Consider the following 20,502-nt stretch of genomic DNA (forward strand, 5'->3'; position numbering starts at 1 on the left):
GCTCCCCGGCTTTCTTTTCATAAACACGATCAGCCCGCCACGGATCATCGTCCGTGGCGGGCTGCCTGCGCAACATCAGGCGATGTGCGGATCAGTGCGCGGTGTTGATGGTGATGCGACGCGGAGCGGTTTCCGCCTTCTTCGGAATCACGATTTCCAGCACGCCGTGTTTACCATTGGCGACGATGTTGTCGGCGTCTGCGCTATCGGGCAGGGTAAAGCGACGATGGAAACTGCCGTGCGCACGCTCGACACGCGTGAAGCGGTCGTTCTGTTCGGTCTTCTCAACCGAGCGTTCACCCTTGATGCTGAGGATGCTTTTTTCCATGCTCACCTCGATGGCGGCAGGATCAACACCGGGTACATCGACAAAAATCACGAACCGCTGGTCTTCTTCCTTGATATCCACGCGCGGCGCCCACTGGCTGGTCGCCACGTTGGGCTGGTCGTCGTGCTGAAGGAAACGATCGAACACCTGGCGGATATCCGAAGGCATTGCGTGGGTCGTGCCCCAAAAGGCATTACGGCTCAAAGTCATGGCTCACCTCAAAATAAGGGTGCGGTGCGATCACCGCTTGGGAAACTAGATAGTTCCGAAACCCGACGTTTCAAGGCGACAAACCGGCAGGCCCGGCGGTAGCATCCCCGGCGTTGCCATACCTTCAGCGAGTACATGATGACCATCCAGATCGGACAAACCATCCCGGATATCGAGGTCGCCGTCGTCGACGGCAATGCGGCCGTGGAACGGCTATCAACCACGCGCCTTTTTGCGGAACGCAAGGTGGTGATGTTCGCTGTACCGGGTGCTTTCACACCCACCTGTTCAGAACGGCATCTGCCAGGCTACGTGAAACACTTTCCCGACTTTCAAGCTCGCGGTGTCGACGTCTACTGCATGGCGGTGAACGACGCATTCGTGATGAAAGCCTGGGCAGTATCGCAACATGTGCCGCCTGGCTTGAAATTGCTGGCGGATGGAAATGGCTCGCTCACCAAAGCGCTGGGACTTGAGATGGACGGCAGCGCCTACGGCTTGGGTATGCGATCACGGCGCTTTGCGCTCTACGCCGAGGATGGCGTGGTGAAACTGCTCAACGTCGAAAGCCCAGGTGAATTGCGCGTCTCGACCGCAGAGACAATGCTGACTTCAATTCAGCATTGAGGCCTACAAAACAACGAGATTATCATCACATTACAAAGGCGGTTTTTCTTACAGAGTAGCCATAGGCTTTCGATCCGATGTGTAAAAGGGATCGCTCGAGGGGGAAACAGCGATGATGATCCGCCGCATTTCAACAACTTTTGCCGTGCTGGCCGTGTACGCAACTAGCCTTCATGCCACAACGGCATCGGGAGTCATCCAGTTTACCGGGCTGGTTTATCAACCGGCCTCGGCGCCCATGGTTTTTCACGCATCCGGATCGCAAGAGCGAACATGGATCGTTCAAACCTATCCGCTCAGCGAAGCCATGAATAAGCTGCACAGCGATGTCCTCGATTACTTCGCGACCTACGCACGCAGAAATTCCACCGTCGTGAGCGCCACTTACGAGTAATCACTTCACATGGCTTGTGCTGAGTGTTGAGTGATGCGGGTTCATTGACAAAAAAAGCCCCGGGTTGACCGGGGCTCTTCCACGATGCATCGGGCGAACTTATTCGGCGCTCGGTTGCGTATCCGACGATTCGCCCTGCTCCGGCGGCAGATCTTCGCCGGCATCTGTCTCATCGCCGTTGCTTTCATCGGCGTCCAGGCGAACCACACTGACCAGCGATTCTTCGGTCGGCAGGCGAATGAGCGTGACACCCTGCGTGTTGCGGCCTAGCTGTGACACTTCGGCAACACGCGTACGCACCAGGGTTCCCTGATTCGAGATCAGCATCAACTCGTGAGCTTCCGTCACCTGCGCTGCAGCAACCAGGGCACCATTGCGCTCTGAGCACTGAATGCCGATCACGCCTTGCGTACCGCGCCCCTTCTTCGGGAACTCGTCGAGCTGCGTACGTTTGCCGTAGCCGCGTTCGGTGGCGGTGAGGATGTCACCCTCTGCGGCAACGATCAGCGACACGACTTCCGCACTATCCGCGAGCTTCATGCCACGCACACCGGTAGCGGTACGGCCCATCGGACGTACCTCGCTTTCGTCGAAGCGAACGACCTTGCCGTTCGACGCGAACAGCAATACGTCGCTGTTGCCGTCGGTGATCATCACGCCGACCAGCGCATCGCCCTCATCCAGGTTGATGGCGATCTTGCCCTTCTGCAGCTGATAGGCGAATTCCGTGAGCGGCGTCTTCTTGACCGTGCCTTGCGCGGTGGCGAAGAACACGAAGCGGTCTTCGGTGTATTCGTGCACCGGCAACACCGCCTGCACTTTTTCACCCTCCGCCAACGGCAACAGATTCACCATCGGCTTGCCGCGTGCATTCGGACCCGCGTCGGGCATCTGATAGACCTTGAGCCAATAGACGCGACCGCTACTGGTGAAAGTGAGCAGCGTATCGTGCGTATTCACTACCCACAGCTGCTCGACAAAATCCTCTTCCTTCAGCGCCGAAGCCGAACGCCCCTTGCCGCCGCGACGCTGCGCACGATAGGTGTTTGCAGGCTGGCGCTTCACGTAGCCAGCATGCGACAAGGTGACGACCACGTCTTCCGGCGCGATCAGGTCGAGAACGTTGAGATCTTCCTGCGAGTGCTGAATCTCGGTGCGGCGCGCGTCGCCGAACTCGGCCTTGATGGCCTCGAGCTCGTCGCGAATGACCGCCAGCAAGCGCACCGGATCTTCCAGGATCTGGATGAGGCCGCGGATGGTCTCCAGAATCTCGCGATATTCGTCGGAAAGTTTTTCCTGCTCCAGACCGGTCAGTCGGTGCAAGCGCATGGCGAGGATTTCCTGCGCCTGCGTGTCGGACAACTGATAACCCTCGGCCTTCAGGCCGTCGCGCGGGTCCATGTCTTCCGGACGCGACGCTTCCGCACCCGCGGCAGAGAGCAGCGCACTCACCATGCCGGGCTGCCACTTGCGGGCCAGCATGCGCTCGCGCGCTTCTTGCGGCGAGGACGAGGTCTTGATCAGCTCGATCATCTCGTCGATGTTGGCGAGCGCGACGGTAAGGCCTTCCAAAATGTGCGCACGCGCGCGTGCCTTGCGCAATTCGAAAATCGTGCGCCGCGTGACCACTTCGCGACGATGGCGAATGAAGGCCTCGAGGATTTCCTTGATGTTGAGCGTGCGCGGCTGGCCATCGACCAGCGCCACCATGTTGATGCCGAACGTTACCTGCAGCTGCGTCTGCTGGAACAGATTGTTCAGCACCACATCGGCCATCGCATCGCGGCGCACCTCGATGACGATGCGCATGCCATCCTTGTCGGACTCGTCGCGCAGTTCGGAGATGCCCTCGACTCGCTTCTCTTTGACCAGCTCGGCGATCTTTTCGATCAGGCGCGCTTTGTTTACCTGGTATGGCAGCTCGTGGACGAGGATCGTCTCGCGGCCATTGGATTCGGTTTCGATCTCGGTGCGCGCGCGCACGAAAATACGGCCGCGTCCCGTGCGATACGCTTCGACGATGCCCGCCGCGCCATTGATGATGCCCGCCGTCGGGAAATCCGGACCGGGAATGTGCTGCATCAACTCATCGATGCTAAGCGACGGATTGTCGATCAGGCCGATGGTGGCGGAGATCACTTCGCTCAGGTTGTGCGGTGGCACGTTGGTGGCCATGCCCACCGCGATACCGGCCGAACCGTTGATCAGCAGGTTCGGTACGCGCGTGGGCAGCACCAGAGGCTCGTGTTCGCTCTCGTCGTAGTTGGGGCCGAAGTCGACCGTTTCCTTGTCGATGTCGGCAAGCAACTCATGCGTGAGCCGAGCCATGCGCACTTCGGTATAACGCATCGCCGCGGCGTTGTCGCCGTCGACCGAACCGAAGTTACCCTGGCCGTCCACCAACATGTAGCGCAGCGAAAACGGCTGGGCCATGCGCACGATGGCGTCGTACACCGAGGCGTCGCCATGCGGATGGTATTTACCGATCACGTCACCGACGACACGCGCGGATTTCTTGTACGGCTTGTTCCATGCGTTGCCCAGCTCGTTCATCGCGAACAACACACGGCGATGCACTGGCTTCAGGCCGTCGCGGACATCCGGGAGGGCGCGTCCCACGATCACGCTCATCGCGTAATCGAGGTAGCTCTGGCGCATTTCGTCTTCGATATTGACGCGGATGACTTCTTTGGCGAGCTCTGCCATCAATAGGCTTCCCTGGTGACAAATAACAACCCTTGGACAGGCGCACAAAAAGCGTGTCCGCGAGGGTCAGGCGGTGATGTAAAAGTGTAACACAAAAAGACTTGGAAAGCGCTTATTTAAGCCTTTTCAATCAATGAGTTACGAGCGTGTTTTGGCGCGCTTAAAAAGCAGTGTCCGGGCACTGATGAAATTGACTCCGGCGGCAATTGCCGAGCCCACCGCCACGGCCAGAACAGGCCATTTATGCCAGCTCGGAAATGCCAGCAGGCAGGCCACGAAAGCACCGTAATTGACGGCTGCCCCGCCCCCCATGAGGGCCATCCAGTGCAGCCATTCGCCCAATAGGGAACGCCCGCTATGGCGCGCCGCGAAGGTGTGGCTACGATTCCACCACCATGTCGCCGTGGCGGCTGCCAAAAAGGAAATGATCCGGCCAATGTACGGATTGACGTGCGCAAAACTGACGAGCATCTGCACGATGCCTGCATCGACGACAAAGCCGATTCCTCCGCCGACCGCAAACAGCATGACCTCGTGGCGCAATCTCATGCGGTGAAAACGGCTCGCATGCCTTCAACCGTCGGCTGTTCGATCACACCACGCTCCGTCACGATGGCATCGATCAGCGATGCAGGCGTGACGTCGAACACCGGATTCCAGGCTTGCGCACCTTCCACCACCGTGCGACGTCCAGCCACGCTCAGAAGCTCGGCCGAATCGCGCAGCTCGATCTCGATATCGTCTCCGGAAGCCGTGGCCATATCGACCGTCGACGACGGCGCAACCACCATGAACTTCACGCCGTGATGGCGCGCTGCAATCGCAAGCTGGTACGTACCGATCTTGTTCGCCGTATCGCCGTTGGCCGCAATACGGTCGGCACCGACGATCACCCACTTCACTTCGCCGGATTTCATCAGATGCGACGCGGCGGAATCGGCAATCAGTTTCGCCGGGATACCGTCGCGGACCAGCTCCCACATGGTGAGTCGGGCGCCCTGCTGCCAGGGACGGGTTTCCCCGGCATAGACCTGCTGGATGCGCCCCGCTGACACGCCTGCGCGAATCACACCGAGGGCCGTGCCGAAGCCGGACGTTGCCAGTGACCCGGTATTGCAGTGGGTCATGACACTGGAACCCGGTGCGATCAACGCGGCGCCCAGTTCGCCCATGTGCCGGTTTGCGGCCAGATCCTCGTCTTGTATCGCTTTCGCCTCGCGCTCAAGAGCCTGCGTGTCCGCGCCGGCCGCGATGCGCGCCTTCATGCGGTCGAGCGCCCACATAAGGTTCACCGCCGTAGGCCTTGCGGAACGAAGATGTGCAAGCGCTTGCTCCAGCGGCTCTCCACGTAGCGCCGCCAATACCACACCCCACGCCGCCGCGATGCCGATAGCGGGGGCACCGCGCACCGCAAGATCCTTGATCGCGTGGTAGACGGATTCCGAGTCGCGGCAATCGATCCACTTCTCTTCGGCCGGCAAAAGCCGCTGATCGAGCAGACGGAGACGGTCGCCGTGCCATTGCACGGCGCGGATGGTGTCGTGGATCTGGGGGATATTTGTAGAGGTCATCCGGCTAGTTTAGAGGGCCGTGCCACTTGGGGCGAGAAAAAAACATGAGCGCCGGGAATCCGGACTACCGGCTACCTGAAAAAATATCGTCATCCAGGCGAAGTGGAAAAACGAGCCGCGCCTTGATCGTTTCAACCCGCGCGATATCTTTCAGCTCCGCTCTCTCAGCCATTGGTGGATGGCCGGAGCCACCTCGCGTTGCGCACGTCCCGAGACATAGATGCCGATGTGCCCGCCCTTGAATGCCAGCTCGGTGTAATCGTCCGTGCCAAGGTGGCTCTTCAGCGAGCGGGACGCGTCAGGCGGCACCAGATGGTCCTGGACCGCGTAAATGTTCAGCACCGGCTGACCGATCATGCCCAAGTCAACGGGCTGATTGCCGATCTGCAGATCGCCCTTGATCAGCTTGTTCTGCTGGTAGAAATCCTTGATGAACTGTCGGAATGCCTCGCCCGCCTGATCCGGCGAATCGAAGATCCAGCGCTCCATGCGAAGGAAGTTCTTGAGCTCTGCCGGATTGTCGAGAATATCGACCAATCCCACATACTTCTGCTGATTGAGCCGCAATGGCTTGAGCATCAAGTACACCCAGTTCATCAATTCCGCCGGAACATTGCCCAACGTGTCGACGAACAGATCGACGTCCATGCTTTGCACCCATTGCGAAAGCATGTTGTCGGGTGTCTGGAAATCCACGGGTGTCACCATGGTGACCAGGTTCTTCACCTTCTCCGGATGCATCGCGGTGTAGCACAGCGAAAACGTACCGCCCTGGCAAATGCCCAACACGTTGATGGCATCAATCCCATGGCGCTTGCGCAATGCGTCGACGCAACGGTCGAGATAGCCGTTGAGATAATCGTCGAGCGTCAACCAGCGATCTGCGCCGTCGGGATAACCCCAATCGATCAGGTAAACATCTTCGCCTTGCGCCAGCAGGTTGCGCACGAGCGAGCGGTCATCCTGCAGATCGGTCATCCACACCGTGTTGACAAGCGCGTAGACGATGAGCGTCGGTACTTTCGCGGTGGGCTGGGTGTTGCCCTTCATGTGCCACACCGTGAGCTTGTCCTCGCGATAAACGGCTTCGCGTGGCGTATTGGCGTATTCCTGCTCGCCCAGACCGCGCAGATGCTGCATGCCGGCTGCGAGTTTCCGCTGGAAGGCGGCGACTTCGTTGAAAGCTTGCTGGGGGTCGATGTGCAAAGGCGTCTGCATGGCCGATCCTTACTTGCGCTTGGCCGAGGCGGAGCCCGCTGCTTTCGCGCGTGGCGTGGCCGTCGAATGCTTGTCGTTGTCGCCGGATTTGATCGGCCTGACCGCCGCGGTCTTCGTCGATTTGCTGGCCGCCAGCTCGCGCTTGAGCGTTGCGATTTCCGCGCGCAGAACGTCCACTTCCGACGCGTCCGCTCGCGGGCTTTCCTGGTGCCGCACCTGCATGTCGCGCCGCAGTTGCTGCACGCGCTTGCCCAGGCTATCGAGTTCGCTGCGCGTCGGAATGCCTAGTTCACGACACATCTGCTCGGTCTGCTGTTGCTGCAGTTTGCGCACCTGCATTTGCGCATTGACCAAAGCTCCGAAAACTTCGCGGTACTCTCCGGAAAGCGCCATTTTCGAATAGGCGTCTTCCATCGCGTCGACCCACATGTCATACAAACCCTTGAGCGATTCGATCTGCTTGCCGGGTTCGCTATGCTCCTTGAGCAGTTCCTGCATGCGCTCGATGCCCTGCGCATTCACCTGCTGCAGCAACGTTTGATAGCGCGCGTTGATCTGCGCGTATTCGTTCATGGCCGCAGCCATGGCCTGCTGATCCAGCTGCACTTCGCGCGTGATGCCAAACGCAGCCATCGCGCTGGGCATGGACATGCCACCCATACCACTACCACTCATGCCACCCATGCCGCTGCGTTGCATCGCCTGCAGCCAGGACTGCCATTGATGGTCCAGGCCAAACGCGGAAGCGCTGTCGAGGCCCGCCACCGTCTGCGCGAAAGGCTGATTGAATGCCGCCAGGAACGGTTGCATGGCCGCAGGCTGCTGCCAGTTGCCGAACTGGCCCGTCGCCCCGGCGCCGGCGGCCTGCTGGAGCCAGCTGCCGTAGGCCTGAAGGTTGGCGAGGCTGCGCGTCAGAAAGTCATTGGCGGGAGGCGTCGGTGGGGGACTGAAGCCGAAGGGAACGGAAGCACCGGGTTGTTGCTGGAGATATCGCATCCAAGCATCCCAGGATTGCTGTGCGAACGCCTGGTAGTCCTTCAGAAATTCATTGGCCTGGTCGGGCATGCCTGCATCCTCGAACTGAAACGCCATCGTACCAAATACAAGCTTGCGAAAATGAGAACGCCCGGCTACGGGAGCCGGGCGTTCTTGATGATCAGCTTGTCGGAAAAGCTCAGGCGCTGGCGCCTTCGTCCTCGGTGACAGCCTTCATGGACAGGCGGATACGGCCCTGCTTGTCCACTTCGAGCACTTTGACCTTCACGATGTCGCCTTCCTTGAGCTTGTCGGACACCTTCTCGACGCGCTCGTTGGAGATCTGCGAGACGTGGACGAGACCGTCCTTGCCCGGCAGGATCGTGACGAAAGCACCGAAGTCCATCAGCTTGGCAACCTTGCCTTCGTAGATGCGGCCCGGCTCGACGTCGGAAACGATCTGCTCGATGCGTGCCTTGGCGGCGTTCGCCGCTTCGCGGTTGACTGAGGCGATCACGACGGTGCCATCGTCGGTGATGTCGATGGTGGTACCGGTTTCTTCGGTGATGGAGCGGATGGTGGCGCCGCCCTTGCCGATGACTTCGCGGATCTTGTCCGGATGGATCTTGATGGTGAGCAGGCGCGGTGCGTACTCGCTCATTTCCGAACGCGGCGTGCTGATCACCTTGGCCATTTCGCCCAGGATGTGCAGACGACCACGCTTGGCCTGCTCCAGCGCCAACTTCATGATTTCTTCGGTGATGCCTTCGATCTTGATGTCCATCTGCAGCGCGGACACGCCATCGGCGCTACCGGCCACCTTGAAGTCCATGTCGCCGAGGTGATCTTCGTCGCCCAGGATGTCGGAGAGCACGACGAAGTCGTTGCCTTCCTTCACCAGGCCCATGGCGATACCGGCCACCGGCGCCTTGAGCGGCACGCCGGCGTCCATCATGGCGAGCGAGGAACCGCACACCGAGGCCATCGAGGACGAACCGTTCGACTCGGTGATTTCCGACACCACGCGCAGCACGTACGGGAACTCTTCCATCGTCGGCTTCACGGCCTGCACACCGCGCTTGGCGAGACGGCCATGACCGATTTCGCGGCGCTTCGGTGCACCGAAACGACCGGCTTCACCGACCGAGAACGGCGGGAAGTTGTAGTGGAACAGGAACGGATCCTTCGACTCGCCTTCCGGCGCATCGATGATCTGCGCATCGCGCGCGGTGCCCAGCGTGGCCACGACCAGCGCCTGGGTTTCGCCGCGGGTGAACAGCGCCGAGCCGTGGGTACGGGGCAGCACGCCCACGCGCACGCTGATCGGACGGATGTCGTCCAGCTTGCGGCCGTCGATGCGCACCTTGGTCTTCAGCACGCCGTCGCGCATGGTGCGGTATTCGATCTCGGCGAAAGCGTTGCTGACGTCCAGGTCGCTCCAGCCGTGCGAAGCGGCAGTTTCGGCGATGCCGGTCTTGATGTCGGACTTCAGCGCTGCGATGGCGTCGCGGCGCTCCAGCTTGTCGCGGATCGCGAAAGCCTTTTCCAGACGGTCGCCGAGAATGCTGCCGATGTCGTTGAACAGCGCATCGTTGCGAACCGGCGGCGCCCACGTGAAGGACTTGCGGCCGGCCTGGGCGACGAAGTCGTTGATCGCGTTGATCACGGTCTGCATCTGCTTGTGGCCGAACACCACGGCGCCCAGCATCACTTCTTCGCTGAGCAGCTTGGCTTCCGACTCCACCATCAGTACGGCGTTGGAGGTACCCGCGACGACCAGGTCCAGATCCGAGGTCTTGAGCTCGGTGGCGGTCGGGTTCAGCAGGTACTGGCCGTTGGCATAACCCACGCGCGCGGCGCCGATCGGGCCCTTGAACGGGATACCGGCCAGCGTCAGGGCGGCGGAGGCGCCGATCATGGATGCGATGTCGCCGTCGATTTCCGGGTTCAGCGAAACGACCTGCGCGATGACCTGCACTTCGTTCTTGAACTCTTCCGGGAAGAGCGGGCGAACCGGACGGTCGATCAGGCGCGAGGTGAGCGTTTCCTTCTCGGTCGGACGGCCTTCGCGCTTGAAGAAGCCGCCCGGGATACGACCAGCGGAGTAGAACTTCTCGACGTAATCGACGGTGAGCGGGAAGAAGTCCTGGCCTTCTTTCGCCTTGGCTGCCGCCACCACGGTGACCAGCACCACGGTGCCGCCCATGCTGACCATGACAGCACCCGAAGCCTGGCGGGCGATTTCGCCCGTCTCCAGTGTGACTTCGTGATTACCGTACTGGAATGACTTGGTTACTTTCGCCACTGGGTTTGTCCTCGGTCCGATCAACGACGCAAGCCGAGGCGCTCAATCAGGCTCTGATATCGGCCCAGATCGCGATCCTTCAGGTAGCCGAGCAGACGCTTGCGCTGGTTGACCAGCTTGAGCAGACCGCGGCGGGAGTGATGATCCTGCTTATGAGCCTTGAAATGATCGGTAAGGTGATCGATGCGGGCCGACAGCAGGGCAACCTGCACTTCGGTCGAACCGGTGTCGTTCGGCGCGTGGCCGAAGTCAGCAATGATCTTGCCGGACTGTTCTGCAGTAAGGGACATGTGTATCTCTTCCTAATAAAAACGGGTGCGGAACTTGCGCAACGTCACCGGGTGATGAGGTTGCGCAAGCTCCGACAGATTGAATGAAAGCTACTGAGTCAAGTGGGTTATTGTACCGAGCCTGACCGCGTTGCAACAAGACCATAATCCGGAAGTGTTAAGCCTTCCCGGGCGGTACAGGCAAATTGAAGCCGCGCAGAATGCGTACGCGCCCCAGCTCATCGCAGTCGACGAGCGCCAGCAGCCGCCCATCGCTGGCGAACGCGGCGGTGCGCTCCCGCAGGGCCTGGCCAGGCCAATCGATCTGGCGCCCCTGTGAGACGGCCTGGCTGGCATCCGGGTCCAGATGCAGCGCAGGGAGGTCCGCCAACCCCGCCGCCATGGGCAAGACAAGCCGATCGAGCACCTCATCCCCCTGCTCCGCCGCGTCCCGGAGCTGATCCAGCGTCACCATGGCCGGCTCCCGGAAGGGTTCGACCCACAGGCGCCGCAAGGCGGTCAGGTGCGCGCCACAGCCCAGGCGCTCGCCAAGGTCGACGGCAAGGCTGCGGATATAGGTTCCCGATCCGCACTCCACTTCGAGGGTCAGCGTATCCGCGGTGCGGGCGATGAGCTCCAGCCGATAAACCTCCACCTCGCGGGGTGGTACCTGGACGTCTTCACCACGCCTGGCCCGGAGATAAAGCGGTTCGCCGTCCTGCTTGAGCGCCGAGTACACGGGAGGAACCTGAACAATGCGTCCGCGCAGTGTGGCAAGCGCGGCCTCGGTCATCGCCTCGTCGAGTTCGGGCACGGATCGTTGGCTGAGCACCTCGCCTTCGCGATCCGCCGTCGTGGTCGTCACGCCAAGCTGGCATTCCGCCAGGTAGGCCTTGCGCGAACCGAGCAACGTACCCGCGATCTTGGTGGCTTCGCCGAAACACAGCGGAAGCAGGCCGGTGGCCAACGGATCCAGCGCGCCGGTGTGTCCGCCTTTTGCCGCACGGAGCATGCCCAACGCCACCTGCAGCGCCTTGTTCGAGCTCATGCCCAATGGTTTGTCGAGCAGCAGGATGCCGTGAAGGTCACGGGCACCGGGGCGTTGGCGGCGGCGACTCATGGTGTTGGGTACAACCGTTGGGGAAACTCAGTCGTCGCTATCTTCGGACGAGCTGCTGGCGGGATTCTCGCGCAGCAAATGATCGATGCGCTCGCCCTTGTCGACCGAGTCGTCGTACTTGAAGCGCATCTCGGGCACACGACGCAGGCGCATCTGGCGCGACAGCGTGCGGCGGAATTCGCCGGCCAGTTCGTTCAGCGCCTTCACGGCTTCCTTCGACTGCTCAGGCAGCAGTGCGGTCACCCACACCGTCGCCCAGTCGAGATCGCGCGTGACCTCGACGTCCGACACGCTGCACGAAGGCAGGCCGTGATCGCGCACGGCGGCATGCACCAACGTGCCGATTTCGCGGCGAAGTTCGGCGCCGACGCGGTCTGTGCGTTTGAAGTCGCGGGAAGGCATGGTTCGTTAGGAACTCTGTCAAAAGCCCTCTCCCTAATGGGAGAGGGCGGTCAAGACTTACAGGGTGCGGGCGACTTCGATGCGCTCGAAGCACTCGATCTGATCGCCCACCTTCACGTCGTTGTACTGCTTCACGGCGATACCGCATTCCATGCCATTGCGCACTTCGTCGACAAGGTCCTTGAAGCGGCGCAGCGATTCCAGTTCGCCCTGGAAGATCACGGTGTTGTTGCGCAGTACGCGGATCGGCTTGCTGCGCTTGACCGTGCCTTCCACCACCATGCAGCCGGCGACGGCGCCAAACTTGGAGCTGCGGAACACGTCGCGCACCTGAGCGATACCGATGATTTCTTCGCGCACTTCCACCCCCAGGAGACCCGAGGCGGCCTGCTTCACCTGGTCGATCACGTCATAGATGATCGAGAAGTAGCGGACGTCCAGACCGGCGGTGTCGATGACCTTGCGCGCGGAAGCGTCGGCACGCACGTTGAAGCCGATGATCAACGCCTTCGATGCGGCGGCGAGCGTCGCGTCGGATTCGGTGATGCCGCCGACGCCGGCCGCGATCACGTTCACCTTCACGTTCTCGTTGCCGATCTGGCTCAGCGATTCGCGCAACGCCTGCACCGAGCCCTGCACGTCGGCCTTGACGAGGATGTTGAGCGTCTGCTGTTCGGACGCCTGACCCATCTGCGCCATGATGTCTTCAAGACGATTGGCCTTGCTGACCATGCGCGAGTCGCGGCGCTTCTGCTGACGCTCCGCCGCCACTTCACGCGCCAGGCGCTCATCGGCGACAACAACGAAATCATCGCCGGCTTCCGGCACGCCGGAAAGACCGAGCACTTGCACGGGAATCGACGGACCGGCTTCCTGCACGGTCTTGCCGGTTTCATCGATCAACGCGCGCATGCGGCCGTATTCAATACCGCACACCACGAAATCGCCGCGCTTGAGCGTACCCTGCTGCACCAGCACGGTAGCGACCGGACCGCGGCCGCGATCGAGCGCGGACTCGATGACCACACCCGACGCAGCACCGTCTTTCACGGCGGTGAGTTCCATCACTTCGGCCTGCACCAGGATCGCGTCGAGCAGGTCGTCGATGCCCAGGCCGGTCTTGGCCGACACCGGCACGAACGGTGTGTCGCCACCCCACTCTTCCGGAATCACTTCCAGGTTGCCGAGGCCTTGCTTGACGTGGTCCGGATTGGCGTCGGACTTATCCATCTTGTTGATCGCGACGATCAGCGGAACCTTGGCAGCGCGAGCGTGCTGCACGGCTTCCTGCGTCTGGGGCATCACGCCGTCATCCGCTGCGACGACCAGCACCACGATATCCGTGGACTGCGCACCGCGTGCACGCATCGACGTGAACGCGGCGTGGCCCGGGGTATCGAGGAATGTGATCACGCCCTTCGGCGTGTCCACGTGATACGCACCGATATGCTGCGTAATGCCGCCCGCTTCGCCCGACGCGACCTTCGTGCGGCGAATGTAATCGAGCAGCGAGGTCTTGCCGTGGTCGACGTGGCCCATGATGGTGACCACCGGCGGACGCGTGGAGCGCTCGCCTTCCAGCTCGGCATTCTGCGTATGCGCGGCAAGCGCGGCTTCCGCGCCTTGATCGCTGGCTTCGACGACCGTGTGACCCAGCTCCTCGACCACGAGCACGGCGGTGTCGTGATCGATGGTCTGGTTGATGGTCGCCATGACGCCCATCTTGAAGAGCGCCTTGACCACCTCGGAACCTTTGACCGCCATTTTCTGCGCGAGCTCGGCCACGACGTTCGCATCGCCCACGACCACTTCGCGCACAACCGGCGCGGTCGGACGCGAGAAACCGTGCGTGCCGGCAGCTGCCGGAGCACCGCCGCGCGGAGCTTCGCGTACTGCAGCCCTGCCACCCTTTCCTCGCTTGTTGGAACGGCGGGCGCGATCGGCTTCGGAAAGATGCAGCTCGCCTGCGGCAAAGCGCTTGCCTCCTGGCACGTCATCCCGATCGCGTACGTTGTGGTGGACTTTGCCGCCACGGGCGGCACCGCCGCCACTGGTCGGCGCAGGAGTGGCTGCCGCTGCCGCTGCTGGCGCGGGAGCAGGTGCAGGCGCAGCGACCGGCTTCTTCTCACGCTTACGCGGCTCGTGGATGCGCGGGAGAATCATGCCCAGCGAATGCTGGTCGATACGCTTCACCGAAGCCGCTTCCTGCTCGGTGCGCTCTTCGGGTTCTACTGTTTCGGCCTCGGGCGCGCTGACACTCTCGGGCGCCGGCTGCGCAGCCCTCTGTTCCGCCTCGGCCTTGGCCCTGGCAGCGGCTTCGGCGGCTGCCTGCGCTTCCTGATGCGCACGTTCGGCTTCGGCCGCGCGACGCGCTTCCTCTTCGGCATGCAGGCGCGCTTCATCCTGGCGCCGACGCTCGGCGTCGATGCGCTCGCTTTCCTCATGCTCACGCAGCTGCTGCGATTCATGCAACTTGCGCAGCGCATCTTCGCGCTCCGGCTCGGCGCTCGCTTCCTCGGCGATCACGCTGCGCTTGACGTAGGTGCGCTTGGCGCGCACTTCCACGTTCACCGTCTTGGCGCTGCTCGGCGCGCCGCGGCCGCCCGGCGTGGCGACTTTCAGTTCGCTGATCTTTCGGCGCTTGAGCGTGATCTGCCTGGGCGAGGAGTCATCGGCCTCCGGCGCGACATCGGCTTTGCCGTGCGTGCGACGCAGGAAACCCAGCAGCTTCACCTTCTCGGTGCTGCTGATGACTTGCTCCGGATCGGAGAATTTCATACCCGCTTCGCCAAGCTGCGTGAGCAGCCTGTCGACGGGCATACCCAGAACCTGGGCGAGTTGTTTAATCGTGACGTCCGACATCGTGTTCTTTCTCCGCCGTTCCCGCGCTTATCGTCCGTACAAAACCTCTTTGCACGGCCACCTCCGTCCTTGGTGGAGACGTTTCAGTCTCCCGGCGCGCCCATCCAGGGCGCTGCCGCCGGGTTAGCCGCCCTTCTCCAGCCGCGCAATCATCGGCGCACGTGCCGCCATGATGAGTGCCGCTGCGCGTTCTTCATCCATGCCCTCGATGTCGATCATGTCGTCGACCGCGAGGTCGGCCAGATCGTCCATCGTGACGACACCGCGCTCGGCGAGCGCATAGGCCGTCGATTCGTCCATGCCGTCCAGTTCAAGCAGTTCCTGCGAAGGCTGGTGTTCGTCGATGTTTTCTTCGACGGCCAGCGCTTCGGTAAGCAGCGAGTCGCGAGCGCGGGCACGGAGTTCTTCGACGATGTCTTCGTCGAAGCCTTCGATGGCCAGCAGTTCGGCGCTCGGCACGTAGGCGATTTCCTCGACGCTGGAGAAACCTTCCTGCACGAGGATGTTCGCGATTTCCTGGTCCACTTCCAGCTTGTCCATGAAGAGCTGGCGGGCGGATTCCTGCTCGGCTTCGCTCTTGGCGGCCACCTGGTCCTGCGTCATCACATTGAGCTGCCAGCCGGTGAGCTTGCTGGCCAGACGCACGTTCTGACCGCCGCGGCCGATGGCCTGCGAAAGCTTGTCTTCGGCGACCGCGATATCCATCGAGTGCTTGTCTTCGTCCATGATGATGGACTGCACTTCGGCGGGTGCCATCGCGTTGATGACGTACTGGGCCTGGTTTTCATGCCACAGGATGATGTCGACGCGCTCGCCGTTGAGTTCGTTGGATACAGCCTGTACGCGCGAGCCGCGCATGCCGATGCACGCGCCGATAGGATCGGTGCGGCTGTCGTGCGCCACCACCGCGATCTTGGCGCGATCGCCCGGATCGCGGGCGCAGCCCTTGATTTCGACCAAGCCCTGACCGACTTCCGGCACTTCGAGCTTGAACAGCTCGATCATGAATTCCGGCGCAGCGCGCGACACGAACAGCTGCGGACCGCGCACTTCGGAGCGCACTTCCTGCAGATAACCGCGCACGCGGTCGCCGACGCGATGCGATTCGCGCGGAATGGTCTTGTCGCGCGGGATGAAGGCCTCGGCATTGCCGCCAAGATCCAGATATACGTTGCCGCGCTCGACGCGCTTGACGATGCCGGTCACCAGCTCGCCGACGCGATCCTTGAACGCATCGACCACCTGCTGGCGCTCGGCCTCGCGCACGCGCTGCACGATCACCTGCTTGGCAGCCTGCGCAGCGATGCGGCCGAATTCGGCATTTTCGATCTGCTGTTCGATGAAATCGCCCACGGTGGCGTCTGCGCGCTCGTCGACGGCATCCATCAGGCGCAACTGGCGGAACGGCGATTCCATCTCACCGTCGTCGGCGATGACTTCCCAGCGGCGGTAGGTTTCGTAGTCGCCCGAGTTGCGGTCGATGCTCACGCGGATGTCCGGATCTTCGTCCGGGTAGCGCTTTTTGGCAGCCGACGCCAACGCAGCTTCCATGGCCAGGAAGATCACGTCGCGCGACACGCCTTTTTCGTTGGCAACTGCATCAACGACCAACAAAAGTTCTTTGCTCATTGCAACCACTCCGTGAACGCCACCCGGCGCTCCATCGACAGATTGAATTATTTCGAAGCCTTCTTGCCCGGCTTACGGCCACCGGGCTTGGGTTGCGGCACATATCCGAGCGCGACCCAGTCCGGCACGATGCGTGCGCTTTCCATCGCATCGTGTGCAAATTCAAAAACCTTGCCTTCGGCTTCCAGCGCGATCTGATCGCCTTCCACCGATGCCACTTTGCCGCGCAAACGGCGGCGACCTTCAATCGGCGCCTTCAACAGCACCTTCACTTCCTGACCGACCACCTTCGCGAACTGCGCAGCCGTGAACAGCGGACGGTCGATGCCAGGCGAGGAAACTTCCAACACGTAATGGCCTGGAATCGGATCTTCCACGTCCAACAGCGCGGAAAGCTCGCGGCTCGCGGCTTCACAATCATCGAGCGTGACTTCACGGCCTTCCGCATCGAGATAGACGCGCAGCGTACTCTGTCCCTGCGAAGGGCTGAATTCGACACCAAGGCATTCGAGCTGAAGATCAGCCAAAACGTCGGTGAAGCGTTGTGCCAGAGCTAGCGTATCCATGTCGTCCGTCTACCGTCGTCAGAAACAAAAAATGGGCTCAAGCGGCCCATTCCCTTATCTCGCCGATGTCCCGACTCGTCCAGGCTCTTTCCCGCACCCCTTCATAGCAAAAATAGCCTGACAAAGTGCACCGCATCCTTGCGGCCAACAAAAAAGCCTCACGAGGAGGCTTTCTTGTCCAAGAAAGATCTGGTAGCGGGGGCAGGATTCGAACCTGCGACCTTCGGGTTATGAGCCCGACGAGCTGCCAGACTGCTCCACCCCGCATCAGAGTCCGAGAAGTCTAGCGAGATGGCCGGATTCTTGCAAGGCCTTTACACGCCGATTTCCCATCCAATACGTGCGGATCGCACTCCTCAACCCACGAAGGCCTGCTTGCACCAACTCAAGAGCGGTCCCCAATACAGGCCCAGCGCGAGCAACACCAAAGCATTCAACGATAAAGCCAGACGCAGCGTGAAATCGCTCTGAAGACGGACCTCAGTGCCTTCGACGGGCTTATCGAAGTACATCACCTTCACCACGTGCAGGTAGTAGTAGAGGCCGATGATGGCGAACACCGCGCCAACGATAGCCAGCCACATCATGCCTGCATGGATTGCAGCTTGCAGCACCAGCAGCTTGGCGAAGAAGCCGAACATCGGCGGCACGCCAGCCAGCGAGAACAGAGCCAGCATCATCAGGAAAGCCATCCACGGCGAACGCTGGTTGAGTCCCTTGAAGTCGTCGATCTCTTCGCATTCGAAGCCGGCGCGGCTCAAGGCGATGATCACGCCGAAAGCCGCGGTAGACATCAGCGCGTAGCTGACCGCGTAAAACATCGCTGCGGAATAGCCTTCCGGTCCCGCGTTGACCAGACCCAGCAGCAGATAACCCATGTGGGAAATGGTCGAATACGCAAGCAGACGCTTGAGGTTGGTCTGCACGATCGCAACCAGATTACCTATGGCCAGCGACAACACGGCCAGTACCGCGAGCATGAGCTGCCAGTGTTGCGAGTAATCGCCCATGCCGGTTTCGAGCAGACGGAACGCCATGCCGAATGCGGCCAGCTTCGGCGCCGAACCGATGAAGGCCGTAACGGCCGTGGGCGCACCCTGATAGACGTCCGGAATCCACATATGGAACGGCGCGGCACCCAGCTTGAACGCAATGCCGATGATCATGAAGATCAAGCCGAACACCAGCAGGTGCGGCATCGTGCTCTGCGGAATCGCCTGATGCAGCTGCACCAGATCCAGCGTGCCGGTTGCGCCGTACACCATCGACATACCGTAAAGCAGCATGCCCGACGCCAGTGCGCCCAGCACGAAGTACTTGATCGCAGCTTCCGAAGACAGCTTGGAATCGCGATTGAGCGCCACCAGTGCGTAGGACGACAGCGTCAACAGCTCCAGGCCCAGGTAGACCATGACCAGGCTGCCGGCAGAAACCAGCAGCATCACGCCGATCACCGCGAAGATCGTCAGCGTGTAGAACTCGCCCACGAACAATTTGCGGTCGATGAGATAGGGACGTGCGTAGATGAACACCAAAATCGTGCTCAGCAACGCAAAGACCTTGAGGATCTCTGCAACGCCATCGCGGATAAATGACCCGTTGAATGCAGTGACGGATCCTGCGGGCTGACCCTTGACTACCAGGTAAGCCGCGACAACAAGCACCAAGATGGAGAGCCAATGTATCCAGACGCGTTTGGCGGCTGGCAAGAAAGCGTCCGCAAGTAGCAGCACGCACGCCGCGGCGACCAGATAGAACTCCGGCAGCGTGATCAGAATGTCGTTCAAATTCGGCATGGTCGCTCTCGATCAGACCTTGTGAATGGCCAACAGCTGGACCAGTTGGTTCACCGAGCTGTCCATCAGATGGGTCAGCGGTTCGGGCCAGATACCTACGAACAGCACCATGGCCGCGAACACACCCAGCACGAAGGTTTCGCGCCCGTTGATGTCCTTCATCTCTGCCACGTGCGAGTTGGTCACATCGCCCCACAACACGCGCTTGACGAGATAAAGCGTGTAGGCCGCGCCGATGATCAGTGTGAAAGCCGCAAACAGCGCAATCCACGGGTTGGCGCTGAAGCTGGCCAGGATCACCATGAATTCACCCACGAATCCACTGGTACCTGGCAGACCGCAGTTGGCCATCGCGAACAGCACGTAGAGGAAGCCGAACCAGGGCATCACGTTGATGACGCCGCCGTAATCTTTGATCAGACGCGTATGCAGGCGGTCGTACAGCACGCCGATGCACGAGAACATCGCGCCCGACACGAAGCCGTGCGAAATCATCTGCACCATGGCACCCTGCATGCCCAGACGCGCGGCATCGGTATTCCCAAGGTCGCGAACCAGCATGAAGGCGATAAATACGCCTAGCGTCACGAAGCCCATGTGCGCAACGGACGAATACGCCACGAGCTTCTTCATGTCCTCCTGCACCAGCGCCACGTAGCCGATGTAAACCACGGCGATCAGGCTGAGCAGGATCACGAACCAGGCGAAATGTGCCGACGCGTCGGGCGTAATCGGCAGGCTGAAGCGCAGGAATCCGTACCCGCCGATCTTCAGCATCACCGCCGCCAGCACCACCGAACCGCCGGTCGGCGCTTCCACGTGCGCATCCGGCAACCATGTGTGCACCGGCACCATCGGCACCTTCACCGCGAAGGCGATCAGGAAGGCAAAGAACAGCCAGCTCTGCTCCTGCAACGTGAGCGGCAGCGTCGCCAGCGTGTGCAGATCGAACGTGCCGGCCTTCAGGTACAGGTAGATCAGGCCGATCAGCATGAAGATCGAGCCGAGGAACGTATAAATGAAGAACTTCAGGGTGGCGTACACGCGACGCGGGCCACCCCAGATACCGATGAGGATGAACATCGGTATCAGCATCGCTTCGAAGAACACGTAGAACAGCAAGGCGTCGGTGGCGCAGAACACACCGATCATCAGGCCTTCGAGCACCAGCATGGCGGCCATGTATTGATGCGGCTTGTCCTGGATGACTTCCCAGGCACCCACGATGACCAGGATGCCGACGAGCGTGGTCAGCAGGATCAGCGCGACCGAAATACCGTCGACGGCCAGGCTGTAATGCACATTCAGCGAGGCAATCCACATATGGCTTTCGGCCAGCTGCATGCCACCCGCATCCGCGTTGTACTGCGGAATCAGGAACAGGCTGACGGCAAAGGTGAGTACTGCCATCAGCAGGGACAACCAGCGGGCCGTGTTGGGCCGGCTGGAACCGGCCAGCAGAACAGGCACCGCGCCTACGATGGGCAGCCAGATCAACAGGCTGAGCAGATGATTGAACATGGA

General features: G+C 61.2%; 17 protein-coding genes and 1 tRNA gene. 2 read left to right on the forward strand and 16 right to left on the reverse strand.

Annotated elements, in window-relative coordinates; all coding sequences use genetic code 11:
* Window positions 1-91: 91 nt before the first annotated feature.
* Entirely contained in the window at window positions 92-538 is a 447-nt protein-coding gene (locus DWU99_RS04385; RefSeq protein ID WP_115476751.1) for an Hsp20/alpha crystallin family protein, read from the reverse strand.
* Between the two features lie 138 nt (window positions 539-676).
* Between DWU99_RS04385 and DWU99_RS04390 the strand changes: the two genes are divergently transcribed.
* Both DWU99_RS04390 and DWU99_RS04395 read left to right on the forward strand, forming a co-directional pair.
* Window positions 677-1,165, forward strand: coding sequence for a peroxiredoxin (locus DWU99_RS04390; protein ID WP_115476752.1), 489 nt, complete (start codon window positions 677-679; stop codon window positions 1,163-1,165).
* 112 nt (window positions 1,166-1,277) lie between these two features.
* Window positions 1,278-1,559 (forward strand): hypothetical protein, encoded by a 282-nt coding sequence (locus tag DWU99_RS04395; protein WP_115476753.1) that lies wholly within the window; start codon window positions 1,278-1,280, stop codon window positions 1,557-1,559.
* Window positions 1,560-1,658: 99 nt separating this feature from the next.
* Here DWU99_RS04395 and gyrA read toward each other — a convergent pair whose 3' ends face one another.
* From gyrA to DWU99_RS04470, 15 genes are all read right to left on the reverse strand, one after another.
* Window positions 1,659-4,265 carry a DNA gyrase subunit A gene (gene gyrA / locus DWU99_RS04400; RefSeq protein WP_115476754.1) on the reverse strand — a complete coding sequence of 869 codons (2,607 nt, stop codon included), beginning with the start codon at window positions 4,263-4,265 and terminating at the stop codon, window positions 1,659-1,661.
* Window positions 4,266-4,403: 138 nt separating this feature from the next.
* Window positions 4,404-4,814 carry a GtrA family protein gene (locus DWU99_RS04405; RefSeq protein WP_115476755.1) on the reverse strand — a complete coding sequence of 137 codons (411 nt, stop codon included), beginning with the start codon at window positions 4,812-4,814 and terminating at the stop codon, window positions 4,404-4,406.
* On the reverse strand, window positions 4,811-5,836 hold the full coding sequence (mtnA, locus tag DWU99_RS04410) for an S-methyl-5-thioribose-1-phosphate isomerase (RefSeq protein WP_115476756.1): 1,026 nt from the start codon (window positions 5,834-5,836) through the stop codon (window positions 4,811-4,813). The genes DWU99_RS04405 and mtnA overlap by 4 nt, the downstream gene beginning before the upstream one ends.
* A gap of 150 nt (window positions 5,837-5,986) precedes the next feature.
* Window positions 5,987-7,054, reverse strand: a complete 1,068-nt coding sequence (locus DWU99_RS04415) for a class III poly(R)-hydroxyalkanoic acid synthase subunit PhaC (RefSeq protein ID WP_115476757.1) — start codon at window positions 7,052-7,054, stop codon at window positions 5,987-5,989.
* A gap of 9 nt (window positions 7,055-7,063) precedes the next feature.
* Window positions 7,064-8,119, reverse strand: a complete 1,056-nt coding sequence (locus DWU99_RS04420) for a poly(R)-hydroxyalkanoic acid synthase subunit PhaE (protein ID WP_158543232.1) — start codon at window positions 8,117-8,119, stop codon at window positions 7,064-7,066.
* A gap of 109 nt (window positions 8,120-8,228) precedes the next feature.
* Complete coding sequence (gene pnp, locus DWU99_RS04425) at window positions 8,229-10,334, reverse strand: polyribonucleotide nucleotidyltransferase (RefSeq protein ID WP_115476759.1); 2,106 nt, start codon at window positions 10,332-10,334, stop codon at window positions 8,229-8,231.
* A 20-nt stretch (window positions 10,335-10,354) separates the two neighbouring features.
* Window positions 10,355-10,624 (reverse strand): 30S ribosomal protein S15, encoded by a 270-nt coding sequence (gene rpsO, locus DWU99_RS04430; protein WP_115476760.1) that lies wholly within the window; start codon window positions 10,622-10,624, stop codon window positions 10,355-10,357.
* A 157-nt stretch (window positions 10,625-10,781) separates the two neighbouring features.
* Window positions 10,782-11,723: a tRNA pseudouridine(55) synthase TruB gene (gene truB / locus DWU99_RS04435; protein ID WP_115476761.1), complete on the reverse strand. Its 942-nt coding sequence runs from the start codon at window positions 11,721-11,723 to the stop codon at window positions 10,782-10,784.
* A 27-nt stretch (window positions 11,724-11,750) separates the two neighbouring features.
* Window positions 11,751-12,125, reverse strand: coding sequence for a 30S ribosome-binding factor RbfA (rbfA, locus tag DWU99_RS04440; protein WP_115476762.1), 375 nt, complete (start codon window positions 12,123-12,125; stop codon window positions 11,751-11,753).
* Between the two features lie 57 nt (window positions 12,126-12,182).
* Window positions 12,183-14,987 (reverse strand): translation initiation factor IF-2, encoded by a 2,805-nt coding sequence (gene infB / locus DWU99_RS04445; protein ID WP_115476763.1) that lies wholly within the window; start codon window positions 14,985-14,987, stop codon window positions 12,183-12,185.
* A gap of 123 nt (window positions 14,988-15,110) precedes the next feature.
* Window positions 15,111-16,616, reverse strand: coding sequence for a transcription termination factor NusA (gene nusA, locus DWU99_RS04450; protein WP_115476764.1), 1,506 nt, complete (start codon window positions 16,614-16,616; stop codon window positions 15,111-15,113).
* A 47-nt stretch (window positions 16,617-16,663) separates the two neighbouring features.
* Window positions 16,664-17,182: a ribosome maturation factor RimP gene (locus DWU99_RS04455; protein ID WP_115476765.1), complete on the reverse strand. Its 519-nt coding sequence runs from the start codon at window positions 17,180-17,182 to the stop codon at window positions 16,664-16,666.
* 190 nt (window positions 17,183-17,372) lie between these two features.
* Window positions 17,373-17,449, reverse strand: a tRNA-Met gene (locus DWU99_RS04460).
* A gap of 89 nt (window positions 17,450-17,538) precedes the next feature.
* On the reverse strand, window positions 17,539-18,978 hold the full coding sequence (nuoN, locus tag DWU99_RS04465; RefSeq protein ID WP_115476766.1) for an NADH-quinone oxidoreductase subunit NuoN: 1,440 nt from the start codon (window positions 18,976-18,978) through the stop codon (window positions 17,539-17,541).
* A 12-nt stretch (window positions 18,979-18,990) separates the two neighbouring features.
* Window positions 18,991-20,499, reverse strand: coding sequence for an NADH-quinone oxidoreductase subunit M (locus DWU99_RS04470; RefSeq protein ID WP_115476767.1), 1,509 nt, complete (start codon window positions 20,497-20,499; stop codon window positions 18,991-18,993).
* Window positions 20,500-20,502: the final 3 nt, after the last annotated feature.

Origin of the sequence: Dyella psychrodurans (assembly GCF_003363265.1) — a bacterium.
Classification (GTDB): Bacteria; Pseudomonadota; Gammaproteobacteria; order Xanthomonadales; family Rhodanobacteraceae; genus Dyella_B; species Dyella_B psychrodurans.

Coding starts and splice junctions, on each gene's coding strand:
- truB (WP_115476761.1), bottom strand. CDS start 11,723: ATGAGTCGCCGCCGCCAACGCCCCGGTGCCCGTGACCTTCACGGCATC.
- DWU99_RS04455 (WP_115476765.1), bottom strand. CDS start 17,182: ATGGATACGCTAGCTCTGGCACAACGCTTCACCGACGTTTTGGCTGAT.
- nusA (WP_115476764.1), bottom strand. CDS start 16,616: ATGAGCAAAGAACTTTTGTTGGTCGTTGATGCAGTTGCCAACGAAAAA.
- rbfA (WP_115476762.1), bottom strand. CDS start 12,125: ATGCCTTCCCGCGACTTCAAACGCACAGACCGCGTCGGCGCCGAACTT.
- gyrA (WP_115476754.1), bottom strand. CDS start 4,265: ATGGCAGAGCTCGCCAAAGAAGTCATCCGCGTCAATATCGAAGACGAA.
- nuoN (WP_115476766.1), bottom strand. CDS start 18,978: ATGCCGAATTTGAACGACATTCTGATCACGCTGCCGGAGTTCTATCTG.
- DWU99_RS04395 (WP_115476753.1), top strand. CDS start 1,278: ATGATGATCCGCCGCATTTCAACAACTTTTGCCGTGCTGGCCGTGTAC.
- infB (WP_115476763.1), bottom strand. CDS start 14,987: ATGTCGGACGTCACGATTAAACAACTCGCCCAGGTTCTGGGTATGCCC.
- DWU99_RS04405 (WP_115476755.1), bottom strand. CDS start 4,814: ATGAGATTGCGCCACGAGGTCATGCTGTTTGCGGTCGGCGGAGGAATC.
- mtnA (WP_115476756.1), bottom strand. CDS start 5,836: ATGACCTCTACAAATATCCCCCAGATCCACGACACCATCCGCGCCGTG.
- DWU99_RS04470 (WP_115476767.1), bottom strand. CDS start 20,499: ATGTTCAATCATCTGCTCAGCCTGTTGATCTGGCTGCCCATCGTAGGC.
- DWU99_RS04420 (WP_158543232.1), bottom strand. CDS start 8,119: ATGCCCGACCAGGCCAATGAATTTCTGAAGGACTACCAGGCGTTCGCA.
- rpsO (WP_115476760.1), bottom strand. CDS start 10,624: ATGTCCCTTACTGCAGAACAGTCCGGCAAGATCATTGCTGACTTCGGC.
- DWU99_RS04415 (WP_115476757.1), bottom strand. CDS start 7,054: ATGCAGACGCCTTTGCACATCGACCCCCAGCAAGCTTTCAACGAAGTC.
- DWU99_RS04385 (WP_115476751.1), bottom strand. CDS start 538: ATGACTTTGAGCCGTAATGCCTTTTGGGGCACGACCCACGCAATGCCT.
- DWU99_RS04390 (WP_115476752.1), top strand. CDS start 677: ATGACCATCCAGATCGGACAAACCATCCCGGATATCGAGGTCGCCGTC.